This is a genomic window from Rhodococcus sp. BE178 (genome assembly GCF_050433545.1).
Taxonomy (GTDB): Bacteria; Actinomycetota; Actinomycetes; order Mycobacteriales; family Mycobacteriaceae; genus Prescottella.
In genome coordinates this window covers 93,216-106,977 of the sequence record NZ_JBNPXA010000013.1, presented here as the reverse complement: position 1 = coordinate 106,977, position 13,762 = coordinate 93,216, and the positions used below count along the sequence as shown (strand labels likewise).

The 13,762-nt window shown below is 66.8% G+C and carries 12 protein-coding genes; 8 read left to right on the top strand and 4 right to left on the bottom strand.

Going from position 1 to position 13,762, the window contains the following annotated elements; all coding sequences use genetic code 11:
• Positions 1 to 75: 75 nt before the first annotated feature.
• Positions 76 to 813 carry a class F sortase gene (locus J2X34_RS20970; protein ID WP_254622544.1) on the top strand — a complete coding sequence of 246 codons (738 nt, stop codon included), beginning with the start codon at positions 76 to 78 and terminating at the stop codon, positions 811 to 813.
• A gap of 258 nt (positions 814 to 1,071) precedes the next feature.
• On the top strand, positions 1,072 to 1,320 hold the full coding sequence (locus J2X34_RS20965) for a hypothetical protein (protein ID WP_429519608.1): 249 nt from the start codon (positions 1,072 to 1,074) through the stop codon (positions 1,318 to 1,320).
• Positions 1,321 to 1,734: 414 nt separating this feature from the next.
• Here J2X34_RS20965 and J2X34_RS20960 read toward each other — a convergent pair whose 3' ends face one another.
• Positions 1,735 to 2,364 carry a hypothetical protein gene (locus tag J2X34_RS20960; RefSeq protein WP_429519606.1) on the bottom strand — a complete coding sequence of 210 codons (630 nt, stop codon included), beginning with the start codon at positions 2,362 to 2,364 and terminating at the stop codon, positions 1,735 to 1,737.
• Between J2X34_RS20960 and J2X34_RS20955 the strand changes: the two genes are divergently transcribed.
• The 4 genes from J2X34_RS20955 (at position 2,327) to J2X34_RS20940 (ending at position 8,020) form a co-directional block, all read left to right on the top strand.
• The gene (locus J2X34_RS20955; RefSeq protein ID WP_429519605.1) at positions 2,327 to 6,733 is read left to right on the top strand and encodes a DUF5979 domain-containing protein; all 4,407 of its coding nucleotides are present in this window, start codon (positions 2,327 to 2,329) and stop codon (positions 6,731 to 6,733) included. The genes J2X34_RS20960 and J2X34_RS20955 overlap by 38 nt on opposite strands.
• A gap of 146 nt (positions 6,734 to 6,879) precedes the next feature.
• Complete coding sequence (locus J2X34_RS20950) at positions 6,880 to 7,023, top strand: hypothetical protein (RefSeq protein WP_174910925.1); 144 nt, start codon at positions 6,880 to 6,882, stop codon at positions 7,021 to 7,023.
• A 31-nt stretch (positions 7,024 to 7,054) separates the two neighbouring features.
• Complete coding sequence (locus J2X34_RS20945) at positions 7,055 to 7,867, top strand: class E sortase (RefSeq protein ID WP_429519603.1); 813 nt, start codon at positions 7,055 to 7,057, stop codon at positions 7,865 to 7,867.
• Positions 7,868 to 8,020, top strand: a complete 153-nt coding sequence (locus J2X34_RS20940; RefSeq protein ID WP_174910919.1) for a hypothetical protein — start codon at positions 7,868 to 7,870, stop codon at positions 8,018 to 8,020.
• Between the two features lie 21 nt (positions 8,021 to 8,041).
• Here the strand turns inward: J2X34_RS20940 and treZ are convergent, their stop codons facing one another.
• Complete coding sequence (gene treZ, locus J2X34_RS20935; RefSeq protein WP_174910916.1) at positions 8,042 to 9,781, bottom strand: malto-oligosyltrehalose trehalohydrolase; 1,740 nt, start codon at positions 9,779 to 9,781, stop codon at positions 8,042 to 8,044.
• A 51-nt stretch (positions 9,782 to 9,832) separates the two neighbouring features.
• Complete coding sequence (locus J2X34_RS20930) at positions 9,833 to 10,645, bottom strand: mycofactocin-coupled SDR family oxidoreductase (RefSeq protein ID WP_429519600.1); 813 nt, start codon at positions 10,643 to 10,645, stop codon at positions 9,833 to 9,835.
• A gap of 121 nt (positions 10,646 to 10,766) precedes the next feature.
• Here J2X34_RS20930 and J2X34_RS20925 point away from each other — a divergent pair, with 121 nt between their 5' ends.
• A complete protein-coding gene (locus tag J2X34_RS20925; RefSeq protein ID WP_429519598.1) occupies positions 10,767 to 11,612 on the top strand; it encodes an SAM-dependent methyltransferase in 846 nt (281 codons plus the stop codon).
• A gap of 108 nt (positions 11,613 to 11,720) precedes the next feature.
• On the opposite strand, the gene J2X34_RS20920 is transcribed toward J2X34_RS20925, so the two are convergent.
• The gene (locus tag J2X34_RS20920; RefSeq protein ID WP_429519596.1) at positions 11,721 to 12,593 is read right to left on the bottom strand and encodes a LysR family transcriptional regulator; all 873 of its coding nucleotides are present in this window, start codon (positions 12,591 to 12,593) and stop codon (positions 11,721 to 11,723) included.
• An 82-nt stretch (positions 12,594 to 12,675) separates the two neighbouring features.
• On the opposite strand from J2X34_RS20920, the gene J2X34_RS20915 reads away from it, so the two are divergent.
• Complete coding sequence (locus J2X34_RS20915; RefSeq protein ID WP_114719331.1) at positions 12,676 to 13,686, top strand: EamA family transporter; 1,011 nt, start codon at positions 12,676 to 12,678, stop codon at positions 13,684 to 13,686.
• Positions 13,687 to 13,762: the final 76 nt, after the last annotated feature.

Sequence of the window (13,762 nt, the reverse complement as noted above, 5' to 3'; positions counted from 1 at the left end):
ACCGGGTGGCCCGAGACGAGAACCGTCTCGGGCCACCCGCGTTCACGTCGGGGGTGATGGAGAGGGTTGTGAAGCGTGGGGAAGCATGCGGCCAAGCGTGGGTCGGGTCGGAGCGGGACGATTCTGCTGGTAGTCATGGCGTTGGTGCTGCTCGCGGGTGGTGGTCTTCTGGTCTTCCGTGGCCTGCAACCGGAGTCGGCGTCCGCGGCGCCGGTGCCCGAGTCGACGTTCGACTTGTCGCCGGACGGAGTCCACGACCCCGTTGCTGGGCCGGCGCCCGTGATCGGCGACGGCGGGAAGGCGCGTAAGCCGGGTCCGGCGGCGGCGAATCCAGCGGACCGGCCGCAGATTCCGTTCGGTCCGTTGCCGGACGACAGCGTGGTGGTTCCGGCGATCGGGGTGGAGACGGCGCTCGATCCGTTGGGGTTGGCGGCGGACGGGAGTTTGTTGCTGCCTCGGGATGTGAGTGCGGTGACGTACTGGACCGGGTCGGCGCCGATCGAGGCGCCGGATGGCGGGATTCTGGTGGCCGGTCATGTGGACAACGCGAATCAGGGTGAGGGTGCGTTGTATTGGATGCACACGTTGTATCCGGGTGATGCTGTGTATCTGACGAAGGACGGGGTGGTCACCCGGTGGAAGGTGACGCGGATGGAGCGGTTCGTCAAGCAGGTGTTGCCGGAGTGGGTGTTCCAGGGTGCTGGTGGTCCGCGTGAGTTGCATATCGTGACGTGTGGTGGGGAGATCGTGAAGGATGCGCAGGGGCGCGGGACGTATCTGGAGAACGTGGTGGTGACCGCCGTCCCGTTCTGATCCGGTAGTGGTCGCCGCGAGGTTCCCCCAGAACGGTGGACGCGGGGTTGTGCAACACCGACCCGATCCGGGACGATCGCGGTGAATTACTGCTCAATGAAGGTATACCGGTAGTAGTACTCGTGCGTGAACTGATCCCGACGATCCCGTGTTCGGCCATGATCTTCGGCGACCCGTACACTCCACCCGAGGCTCGGTGACATTCGGCGATCTTGACCGCCAACTCTGCCCGCCGCTTCATCCGAAGAATCAATCCTGTTGCTGCAGAACGCGTGCAGTATTCGTAGTGTCCGGAGGGCGATGCCTCGAGCAGGTCAGTCATCCGGGCCTCTACTCGGCGACCTGCTTGCGCAACCGCAGCAACTCGGCGCACTCGGCACCGTCGAGGGGTTGATCACCCTGGGCGGCGGCCGCCTCGATCCGGCGGCGATCGTCCGGCCCGAATCGATCACCCGATGGGATGCTTCGACCTTGCGCTCGGTCTTGAACGACTTTGTGGGTACGTGACCCGTGAACATCGCTTCCCGCGAGATCCTCACCAGCTCGTCCCGTCATCGCATCAGATTCCTTGCGGGACAGTGGTGTACATCACTCACACGCGGTGGAGTGTGCGCCGACACTGCAGTCCGCAGCCACCCCGCCGTCGCGAAAGCGGGCGCCTCCGCCAAACGAATGACCAACGGAGTTGGACGGGCGACCAGTAGATGAGGGTGATTCCGGGGGTGAAGTTTCCGCTCGGCCGCGACTGCTCCATGGTTCGCTCCGCTCTCGCTGGAAGCGACTCAATCGCCCTGTAGCGCAACAGGTTTCGCTACGTACCGGCGCTCGTCTGTGGTCCGAAGGCCCGGAATCAAACGTTGGTTCGGCTCAGCGCGTGTGTCCCCCGATCGTATATATGGATAGTTGTCCAACTTGTGCCGTTCAGTGGAAGGGGTCGAATGGCAAGCCTTGTGGCCGCGTCACGCGCGGCCCGAAGACTGCTCGCCGGTCGCAGCGTCGACATCCGAACTTGCGCGCACTTTGGTGGCGCCGCCCGGGGGTAGTTGCAAGTCGTTCCCGGTCCTCGGGTAGGCCGCCGGAGTGGGGCAGGGCCGATCTGAGAATCCCGTGTGCCAGGTCGGCAGCCTCCGGCAGGTCGATAGAAAATTTGTGTGTGTAACGAAAGGTATAACCCATGCGTAACCGTGTCTTCCTTCGCCGTGCCGGAGAGGGGGTGGTGTCTCGGTGGACGGCGCTGGGGTTGATGTTCATGGCCCTGACCCTGGTCTTGACGTCGTTCTCGCTCGCCCCGGTTGCCTCGGCGGACCCAAGCGAGACCACGACCACCACTCCGGCCACCTCGACGACGAAGGCGCCGCCCGCGTCCACGCCGGAGTCGTCCACGTCTGAGTCGACCGCGACCACGACGAAGGCTCCTGCAACCACGACGACGGCGCCCGCATCGGAGTCGCCCGCGACCACGACGAAGGCGCCGTCCGCGTCCACGTCGAAGTCGCCCGCGAGCACGACCAGCGTGGCCCCGACGACGGCGAAGCGAAGCGCGGCGGTCACCCCGCGCGGACTCAATCCCAAGATCGATGTACAGATCACCGACGTTCAGGTCGAGGGGAAGAACGGCCAGCAGATCACGGTCGGCGACTCCGTCACTGTGAAGGGCACCTGGGACGCGAGCAAGGCGGACCCGCAGTCGGGCGACGAGTTCACGATCAAGTTCCCTGCCGAATTGAAGCTCGGGACCAACCCCGCGTTCGTCCTCGAGGGCGACGACGGGACGGCCTGGGGCACCTGCAATCTGGTGGCCGCCACCAATGTCATGACCTGTGTGCTCACCGACGCCGTGACGGATCGCCCCGAAGAAGTGTTCGGCGACTTCGAGGTCTTCACGAAGGCGGTCGAGTACACCACGTCCGAGACGATCGACTTCGAGATCAACGAGAAGGTCGTGCCGGTCGATCTGCCCGGCGAGGGCGGCATCAGCGATGGCCGCGTGATCGGCGAGGCCACGAAGTCCGGCAAGCTCCAGGACAACAAGCAGTCTGTGCGTTGGACCATTGACATCCCCGGCGCCGACCTGGCCGCTCTGGACACAGCTGGCAACGGTTCGGTGACCCTGAGCGACACGCTCTCGAGCAACATGAAGCTGTGCGAGGACGCAGTGCTCAACGCGAAGTTGCTGTCCGGTCGCCCGGGCGATCTCAAGAACGTCCCCGGCGGCGTCGCCGTCACCCAGCCTGGCGGCGCGGGTGCGGTCGGCATCACGATCACTAACGGCGCACCCTTCGAGAAGGGCAAGCTCTACCGCGTCGAGTACACCTCGTGCACGACCAGCGGCGAGGTGGATCTCCCCGGGGAGGACGGCCTGCAAGCCGTCTACGACAACTCCGTGAGGATCGGCGGCACGACGGTGAGCGCGCCCGGTGTCGGGCAGGACTGGCGTCCGAAGACTGGGCCGGAGAAGTCCGGCAATCTCCTGCATGGTGAGCGGTACAAGGCGGCCGAGTGGACCATCACGGTCCCGGGCAGCTTCATCGAAACCAGCCCCGGCAAGGTAGTCACCATTGCGGACACTCTCGGTGGCAATCATGCCGTCTGTGAGGAGGGCCTTGGGCTCAAGGTTTGGCGCGCCGACCGTCTGCCCGGGCCGGACGGCTCAGGGCCCAAACGCACCGACGTCACCGGCGAGTTCGACATCGTTTCCACCGCCGCGGCTGGTGCCAAAGACATCTCCGTGACGATCACGCCGAAGGATGCCGGCAAGGTCGACCCGAAGCAGTACTACTACGTGACGTACCGGACCTGCCTCACCGAGGACAAAGTGCCGGACTCCGGAGATGTGTTCACCAACACGGCGACCGTCAACGGCACGCCGGTCAAGGGTTCGGTGAAGGGTCCCGACTTCAACGGCAAGAAGAACGGCAAGATCAACACCGATTCGCGGGAGGTCGCCGGCGAGAAGCAGTCGGCCGGCACCACCATGGACTGGCACGTGGAAATCCCCGGACGCCATCTCGAGGGCCGCAACGATCCCGCGGTCATCACCGACACGTTCTCCGAGACGATGACGGTGTGTGAGGTCAGCGGTGACCTCAAGAAGAACCTCAATCTGAAGGTCATCGCGAAGGACTTCCTCGGCCACAGCGGAGTCAACGCGGAGCGTGACCTGACTGCCGGCACCACGGTCACACGTACCGCCGACGGGATCGATTTCACCCTCCCGAAGGAGGCGAATGACTACAGCCGTGAGACGCGGTACTACATCGACTACACCCTCTGCACCACGAGCGGCGGACTGGACCAGCGCGGCACGGAGTACAGCAACACGCTCGCCTACGAAGGCGGCCCGAATCTTTCGCACGGCGTCAAGCAGGAATGGGGCGGTGGCGGCACCGGCCAAGGTGTGGCGCGAGGCTCGTTCTCGCTGCTGAAGCAGATCGATTCCTCCTCCGAGAAGTTCCCGGAGGGCACCGAGTTCACCGTGAAGGTCGAGGAGTTCGCCCCCGGGAAGAACCCGGAGATGGACAAGCCGTCGGAGACCTACAACGTCAAGGTGAAGGCTGACGGCACGCCGGTCAGTGGCTTCTACCCCCGCGGCACCGGCTGGCAGATCCGCCTGTCCGAGATCGACCTGCCCAAGGTCGACGGCGTCTACTTCGAGCAGGGGACGTTTCGCCCGGCAGAGGGCGTGACGCTCAACGCGGACCGCACCGAGGCGCTGGTGACCATCACGCCGAAGAGCAACGTCGAGGTCAAGCTGGTCAACAAGGCCGTCCTGGGCTCGGCGAAGATCACCAAAACCGTCATCGGTGAGGCGCTCGGCGCACTCACCGGCAACGAGGCCTTCGTCGTCAATGCGGAGATCGACCTCGGTGACGGTTCCGGTAACGAGATCCGCCCGTTCACGCTGACGCACGGCGGGGTCTTCGATCTGAAGAACCTGCCCATCGGAGCGAAGGTCACCTTCACCGAGGTTCAGCCGACGGACACCGACCGTGTGACGTGGTCGGCGCCCGTCATCGAACCGAAGACGCTCGTCATCGGCACCGATGCGGCAGCGAACACGGTCTCCGTCACCAACGAGGCGAAGATCACGCAGGGCACCTTCGAGCTGAGCAAGAAGCTCACGGGCCCGGAGGCGTTCAACAAGGACGTTCCCAAGACGTTCGACGTGGTCGCCACGTGGACCGACGCGAACAACGTTCCGCAGTCCAAGACGCTGACGCTCCCGTCCGACGGCACCGCGGTTCCGTTCGGTGAGAACCTGCCCGGCGGCACCAAGATCACGCTGACCGAGACGGTTCCGGCCAACGGCAATGGTCTCGCCTATGGCGTGCCCGCATACACCGGGGATGTCACGATCGGTGAGTCCGGCGTGGTCACCATCGGCAAGGACCTGCGCAAGGTCGAGGTCGTCAACTTCGTCGACAAGAACGACGGCACCCTGCGCATCCTCAAGCAGGTTGAGGGCGAGGCCGCCGGCGAGATCGGCGACGACGTGGAGTTCACGGTCGAGGCCAGCTGGAAGGACGGTGTCAACTACGCCAAGGAGACGCTGACCGTCAAGAAGGGCGTGGCCACGCCGCTGAACGCCAAGCTTCCCGTCGGCACCGAGGTGACCTTCACCGAGGTTGGCCGCCCGGATGTTGCCGGCGTCGAGTGGGGCACGATCCAGTGGGGCACCGACCCCAACGGTGAGTCCTGGCTCAAGGACAACGGCAATGGCTCGGTGACGGGCATCGTGTCCGACGATCCCACCGAGGGGCGTCTGATCACGCTGACGAACGAGGCCCTGTGGGCCTTCGGCTCGGTCGAGTTCACGAAGTACATCCTCGACGGCGACGACCCCATCCCCGCCACCGAAGCCGACCTGCCCTCAGGCGCGGAGTTCCAGGTTCGGATCGACGGCATCGATCCGGCGCTCCCCGCGGGCACCGATTTCCCGGCAGTGGGCGAGACCATCACCCTCAACGCAGGAAACGGCTTCAGCTGGAAGTCCGGCGACGTGCTGCCGCGGAACACCGTGGTCACCTTCTCCGAGGTCGATCCCAACCCCCTGCCCGGCATCGCCTGGGCGCGGCCGTATTACTGGGTGGCTGAGGACGCCGGCGACGCGGACTACCGCAACACCGTCGCAATCGTGCCCGGAGACGAGGCGAAGGTGGAGATCCACAACCGCCCGATCCCGACCACGGATGTGGATATCGAGAAGATCGTGACCGGCCCCAAGGGCAACCAGGTCACGAAGGACCCGTCCACGACGTTCCAGGTCACGGCGACATGGACGGACGTCGACGACGAGGCGCGTACCTGCATCCTCGACGTCAAGCCGGGCGCATCGGTCACCCCGACCGCCCAGTGCGACGCCGCCGTCATCGACGGCCGGGTCCAGTTCCCGCTCGACACCGAGATCACCTTCGTCGAGACCGGCGCCCACACTGACGTGACCAACGTCAAGTGGGGCGACGTGGTGTGGGGCGTCAACGAGGGAAGTGCGGACGTCGTCACGATCGACGGCAAGCCGACCGGAGTCTCCGTCACCCTCGCCGGTGACGCGGACGGATCGGTGGTGCTGGGACTCGAGAACAAGACCAGCAGCAACGGGCTGATCATCATTCCGCTCCCCATCCCGATCCCGCCGTGGGACGGATCGCTGATCCCGCCGGGATCTGGCTCCGAGTGGCCGACCCCTCCGGTCTCCAACCAGCCGGGCGGACCTGGTTCGCCGGAGCAGCCGTCCAAGCCGGGCGACTCCGGACACAACGGTGCTCCGGGTAAGCCGGCTCCGACCCAGCCGGACCAGTCGCCGTCCCTGCCCGTGACGGGGGCGAACGTCATCTGGCTCGCCGGTGTGGGGCTGGCGTTGATCGTCGGCGGCGCATGGCTGACCCTGCGCAACCGCAGGCGGGTGTCCGGCGAGGGATAACCCCCAGCCGGCACACGGTAGCGGGGCGGGTGCGACCTACACCTGGTCGCACCCGCCCCGCTCCGCCACACCGATCGAATACCACGCACCAGCCGACCATCTGTCTCGCGGCCGTCCACTCGGCCGCCCTTCGAAGGAGAATTCTCGTGCTCTTCCTCCCGTTCCCGATTGTCATCGGCGACATCCAGACCACCGGTTCCGCCGCGATCGACGGGCTCGGTCGCCTGTCCGTGCTTCTCTATGATCTTCTCGGCGGCACCGGAAGCGTCATGATCAACGCGGGCAGCTAGTTCAACACATCTGTGGAAGGGGCCCCGGTCCGTGAGTGACAGCAAGGTTCCGGGCCCGCATCGGCCGCGGCCGGGCGCAGGGCAGATTCTCGGCGAACTGCTCCTCACGGCCGGGGTCCTCGTCCTGCTTTTCGTCATCTATGAGGCGTTCTGGACCAATATCGTCTCGGGGCGGCTGCAGGACGATGTCAACGCCCACCTGGAGCAGTCCTGGGGCAACGACTCCGGGGCGGCCGGTGATGAGCCGGTTGCCCCGCTGCCCCCGGCGCTCGGCGAGGGGTTCGCGCGGGTCCACCTCCCCGCCCTCGACACCGTGTACGCCGTCGTCGAGGGCACCCGCAACGAGGACCTGCGGGCCGGCCCCGGCCACTACCCCGAGACGCAGATGCCCGGCGAGGCAGGAAACTTCGCGCTCGCCGGGCATCGCATCGGTACCGGTGCGGTGTTCCAGCACCTGGATCGGCTCGCGTCGTGCGATGCCGTCGTCGTGGAGACCGAGTTCCAATGGATGACCTACCGGCTGCTCCCACTCGAGGCGGCCTCGCCCGAAAGGCGTGCGGCGGCGGAAGCCTGTCTGAGCCCCGAGCAGACCGATCGCGTCTCGGACGGCGACTACGCCCACGTCCTGGGGCGGCACATCACCGTGCCCACCGACGTCGAGGTCGTCAACCCGCTGCCCGGCGCCGCTTGGGTGGAAGCAGCCCCCGGGCTGGAAAGCATGCTGACGCTGACCACGTGCCATCCGCTGTTCTCGAACACCGAGCGCATGATCGTGCATGCCATGCTCGTCGAAACAATCCCCAAGTCCTCGGGCCACGGTCCCGCGGCGTTGCAGGAGCGATGAATGTACGGCTACCTCTGGCACGCGCTCCCCGGCCCCCGGCCGGTGAAGGCACTACTCCTGATCGTCCTCGTTGTCGCGCTCGTGCTGCTGCTCATGGAAGTGGTATTTCCCTGGGTGTCCGAGCACATGCCCTACTCGGACGTCACCGTATAGGCTGCGCCGTCCTGTTCCGGGCTATCCGATCCGGCCGGCGTCGAGAACCGCGAACGAGTGCCCGGGCAGAACGATCGCCGACGCCGTCTCGTCCACCGTCGGCTCCTCCCACCACAGGAGGGGAATCCCGCCGATGGGCACGGTCACCGGGTCGGTGCCCAGATTGCAGGCGATCCGCAGGTCGCCGCGAATGAGTGCGAGCCAGCGTTCGTTCTCGTCGTATTCGACCTTGAGGTGCTCGAGCCACGGGTCGGTCAGATCGGCGCGGCTGTGCCGCAACGCGATCAGTTCCCGATAGCACTCGAGCAACCGTGCGTGCGCCGCGATCGCCGTCTCGCCCCAATCGAGTTTCGATCGCTGGAACGTTCGAGGATCCTGCGGATCCGGGATGTCGGCGCTGTCCCAGCCGTGTTCCGCGAACTCGCGGCGGCGACCCTCCGCGGTCGCCTTCGCGAGTTCGGGTTCGGGGTGAGACGTGAAGTACTGGAAGGGTGTTCGCGCACCCCATTCCTCGCCCATGAACAGCATCGGTGTGTACGGGGAGCACAGGACCAGGGCGGCCTTGATCGCGAGTTGACCCGCGGTGAGGTACGAACCGGGTCGGTCGCCCGTGGCGCGGTTGCCGATCTGGTCGTGGGTGCAGGTGTACGCGAGCAGGGCGTCGGCGGGAATCCTGCGGATGTCGATGGGGCGGCCGTGGTTGCGGCCCCGGAACGTCGAGAAGGTGCCGGCGTGGAAGTAGCCGTGCGTGAGCGTGTGCGACAACGCCTGCAGGGAGCCGAAATCGCCATAGTATCCCTGCCTCTCGCCGGACACTGCGGCATGGATGGCGTGGTGGACGTCGTCGTCCCACTGCGCGTCGAGGCCGTAGCCACCGGCGGCCCGAGCCGAGATGATCTTGGGGTCGTTGAGGTCGCTCTCCGCGATCAGGGTCAGTGGCCGTCGCAGGTGCGCCGACAGTCGGTGCACCTCCACCGCGAGATCCTCGAGCAGGTGCACGGCGGTGTTGTCGACGAGCGCGTGGACGGCGTCGAGGCGCAGCGCATCGATGTGGAAGTCGCGGAACCAGCTCAGCGCGTTCTCGATGATGTAGCGACGCACCTCGTGGCTGTGCGGGCCGCACAGGTTCACCTCGCGACCCCACGAGTTGGCGCCGTCCGCGAGATACGGGCCGAACCGGTCCAGGTAGTTGCCGGACGGGCCGAAGTGGTTGTAGACGACGTCGAGGATCACCGCCAGTCCGCGCCGATGGCAGGCGTCGACGAAGCGCTGCAAGCCGTCCGGGCCGCCGTAGCCCTCGTGCACCGCGTACCAGAGCACGCCGTCGTAGCCCCAGTTGTGGGTGCCGTTGAAGGCGGCGACCGGCATCAGTTCGACGAATCCGACGCCGAGATCGACGAGGTGATCGAGCCGGGCGATCGCGGCGTCGAACGTGCCCTCCGCCGTGAAGGTGCCGACGTGCAGTTCGTAGACGACGCTGCCCGCCAGTTGGCGGCCCGTCCACGCCGAGTCGGTCCAGCCTGCGGGATCGAGCCGATGCAGCTGCGACGGCAGGTGGACCCCGTCCGGCTGCCGTCGCGAGCGTGGATCGGGCAGCACCGGCGGCGTGCCGTCGAGCACGAATCCGTACCGCGCGCCCGGTTCGGCGGCGACGTCGGCGCGCCACCAGCCGTCGGGGGAGCGGGTCATCTCGTGCGCGTACCCGTCGACCTCGACGCGCACCGAACTCGGAAGGGGGGCCCAGACCTCGAAGGTGTGCACGTGATCAGAATGCACCGATCACGTGCACATCGCAGCCGTCCGGGGGTGGCGTCAGCGAATCAGCGTGCCGAGATCGACCGGCAGCTGGATGCCGGTGACGTGCCGGGCCTCGTCGGACGCCAGCCATGCGACGGCGTTGGCGATGTCCTCGGGCTGGCTGATCTGGTCCGGCAGGCTGCCCATGAAGATCGGGGCCAGGGTGGTGCTGTACTCCTGGACGAGCGCGTGCATGTCGTTGACCTGCATGCCGGTCTCGACACCGTTGGGATGGACGGTGTTGACGCGGATGTTGTGTGCGCCCAATTCCACCGCGAGGGTCTTCGCGAGTCCGGTGACGCCGTGCTTGCTGGCGACGTAGTGCCCGAGGAACGGCAGGCCGCGCAGGCCGGCGACCGAACTCGTGATGACGATGGAGCCGCCCTCGCCCTGCTCGATGAGGTGCGGGATCGCGGCCTTGACGGTGTGGAAGACGCCGGTGAGGTTGACGTCGAGGGTCTCCTGCCACTGCTCGGGGGTGATCTCCCACGACATGGCGCCCGAGCAGATGCCAGCGTTCGCGACCACGACGTCGAGGCGGCCGAGGGTGCCGATGCCGTCGGCGAGGGCGGCCGCGAGCGCGTCGAAGTCCCGGACATCGGTCTTGGTGGCGACGATCTTGCGGCCCAGACCTTCGACGAGAGCGACGGTCTCGGCGAGATCGGCCTCGGTCGCGCCGTCGTAGGCGGTGGAGTCGAAATCCGCGCACGCGTCGAGCGCGATGATGTCGGCACCCTCGGACGCGAGCCGGACCGCCTCGGCGCGACCCTGGCCGCGGGCGGCTCCGGTGATGAAAGCGACCTTGCCGACGAAACGGTTCGCGCTCATGGGTATGTCCTCCAGTCCTTGACGGTCATGTGACCTGGACCATATTCGGCCGACGGGGTGCGCGGACGTGCATTCTCGGTGACCGGGAGCACAATCGACGGTGGACCGAGGAGGTGCCGCCGTGAATCAACCTCGAGGCGTCGGAGTGACCGCGGTGTTCGTCGCAGCGGCCCGCGCGATGGAGAGCGGTCGCGCCGACAGATTGTTCGACGACCCGTGGGCCGGTGAATTCGTCGGAGCATCCGGCTGGAATCCGCCGACCGATCAGATGGACGACGGCAGCCGCGAGGAGCTGACGACGTGGGTCGCGGTGCGGACGAAGTTCCTCGACGACTTCGTGTTGGACGCCGTTGCGGCGGGCTGTCGGCAGCTCGTCCTCCTCGGCGCCGGCCTGGACACGCGCGCTTTCCGGCTGCCCTGGCCGCAGCCGGTGACCGTCTACGAACTCGATACCGCCAAGATGGTGCAGTTCAAGGACGCCGTCCTGGACGGTGTCTCGCCCGCGCAGGCGGCCCGCGTCACGGTGCCGATCGACCTGCGCGACGACTGGCCCGCGGCCCTGCGCGGAGCCGGGTTCGGTCCCGACGTCCCCACAGCCTGGATCCTCGAGGGTCTGCTGGCGTATCTACCCGAGGACGGCGTGGACGCCCTGATGCGGCACGCGGGGGAGTTGTCGGGAGCGGGAAGTGCGATCGGCGCCACCATAACCAACGTCGACTTCACGGCGGCGATGGACGACGCACCGCTGTTCCGGGGTAGCCCCCTCCGTCGGCGCGACTGGCTCGCCCTGTTGCACTCGAACGGTCCCGCGGATCCGGAGGCCTGGTTCGACTCGTACGGTTGGCGTGCCACCGCTGTGACCGTCGACGACCTCGCGCGGCGGTACGGGCGTGTGCTGCCCGAACACTCGGTGCTGAAGCAGTTGCGGCAGGGAAACCGGTGGTTGGTGTCGGCCGTGAGGAAGTGAGATCGCGGGGCGGACGACAGCGGTCGCATCGAAAAATGCTCGCCGGTGCCGCTACCGGTGATGGGGTGGACGCGGTTGCGCGGAAGCGTTCGCAGTCTTGTTCCTGGATCAGGGCTCCTCGGCGTTCAATTCGTCCAGTACGAGCCGCAGCGGCGACCATTGTTCGCGACCGCGGCGAATGACGGCATAGGTTCGCATGATCACCTCGAGATCGTCGAGGCTACTGACCCGTACCTCGGAGTGCTGGCGGGTGCGCTCGAGGGGGAGCAAACCGACGCCGTGGCCCGCGGCGATGAGATCGTCGATGAGCTCGAGGCTGTCGATGTGGTGGGTAATCCGGGGAATGAAGCCGGCCATGGAGGCGAGGATGCGTAGGACCTCTTCGTCTGCAGTGTTGCGCGAGTTGACGATCCAGTTGCTGCCTGCGTATGAGGACAGCGGGCCGGGGCGCTGGGCCGCATGTGTGCCGAGGCCCCATTTCATCGTCCAGAGTGCGGTCGCGCTGAAGTCGTTGCGAAGTGTCGCCGGAGCGAGGTTGTAGTCGTACGTGAGCGCGATGTCGACGTCGTCGCGGGCGAGCCGTTCGAGAGCCTCGAACGGCTCCTGCTCGGCGATCATGACCGTCACCGCCGATTGAGCCGCCCCGAGCCGAGCGATGGTCGGCAACAGCGAGCGCCGAATGGCGGACGCGAAGCCCGCTACACGCACCGTACCGGCCGGCGCTGCGTCCACGTCGAGATCCACTATCGCGGCATCGACCGCGGCCAGGATCGTCACCGCGTGCTCGGCGAGTCGCCGGCCCGCCGGGGTCAGGCGCACCCGTCGACCGTCGGGTTCTGTCAGCGGCGTGCCGATCCTTCGGGCCAGCGCCGCAATATGTTGGGAGACAGAAGAAGTGGTCATTCCGAGCTCGTCGGCGACCTCGCGCATCGAACCCCACCGGGACAGTTCGAGAAGGATGCGGAGTCGGTGCAGGTCCATGCAGGCATTGTTCAGGATTCGTGAACGATCAGTCCACTTTATTCGCGTGGAGTTTGACGGATGAGTTCGGTTCACTGACGTGATGACGACGATCGAGGCCCGAAGTGCATCGCGGGCCGGAGCCGGGATGGCGCTCTCTGCGATGCTGTGCGTGCAGCTGGGTCTCGCGGCCTCGGTTGCGCTCATCGACCAGGTGGGTGTAGCCGGTGCCGCCTGGCTACGGCTCGCCTGGGCCGGTCTCCTCCTCGTCGCGATCGTTCGACCACGTCCAGAGCAGTTCACTCGCCGCGCATTTCGTTCCGCGGCGGCACTGGGTGTGGCCACTGCCGGCATGACGATGCTGTTCATGGCCGCCGCGTCGCGGATCCCTCTCGGAACTGCGAGTGCACTGGAGTTTCTCGGACCCCTGGGGATCGCGGTGACCCGAACCCGCGGAGTCGGCCGGCTGTGGGCGCTGGTCGCCGGCGGCGGTGTCGTGCTGCTGACGCAACCCTGGAGCGGCCACGTCGATCCGACGGGTGCGGGTTTCGCACTGGGCGCTGCCGTGTGTTGGGCGGCATACATCTTGCTCACGCAGAAGGTCGGTGACGAGGTGGGCGGCCTTGCCGGCCTGTCCATCTCGATGCCGGTCGCCGGGGTTGTCACGACGTTGGTAGCAGCGCCGGACGTCTTCGCGCGCCTGACACCGCAGCTCGTACTCCTCGGCCTCGGGCTTGCGGTGCTGCTCCCGGTGGTGCCCTATGCGCTGGAGTTGGTTGCGCTGCGCCGCCTCGACGCGGGGACGTTCGGCACACTGATGAGCCTCGAACCTGCGATCGCGGCTCTCATCGGACTCGTGGCGCTACGGCAGATCCCGAATCCCCTGGCCGTACTCGGCATCGGCTTCGTCGTGGCCGCGGGGATCGGCGCGCAACGCGGCGGCGCGAGAGCGCCCGCAGCCCTCGACCCGAGCGGAGAAGCCTCGGGTGACGTGGGCGCGCACACATCCCGCCGCTGCCGGCGTATCCGTCCGCCAGCCGGCGGGGGTGGTCGTCGCGGCGGACGGTACGCTACCAGCGATCAAACGTCTGTCGGGCGCGATGGCTCCGAGTGAGCTCCTCTCACGCGTAGCGCGGCTACTACGTGCTGTAGTACATTCTTGCTTGCGCAACCGCGCAACGACATTCGGA

Excerpts from the sequence above, each read along its gene's own strand:
- J2X34_RS20940 (WP_174910919.1), top strand. The coding sequence starts at position 7,868 with ATGTACGGCTACCTCTGGCACGCGCTCCCCGGCCCCCGGCCGGTGAAG.
- J2X34_RS20915 (WP_114719331.1), top strand. The coding sequence starts at position 12,676 with ATGACGACGATCGAGGCCCGAAGTGCATCGCGGGCCGGAGCCGGGATG.
- J2X34_RS20930 (WP_429519600.1), bottom strand. The coding sequence starts at position 10,645 with ATGAGCGCGAACCGTTTCGTCGGCAAGGTCGCTTTCATCACCGGAGCC.
- J2X34_RS20920 (WP_429519596.1), bottom strand. The coding sequence starts at position 12,593 with ATGGACCTGCACCGACTCCGCATCCTTCTCGAACTGTCCCGGTGGGGT.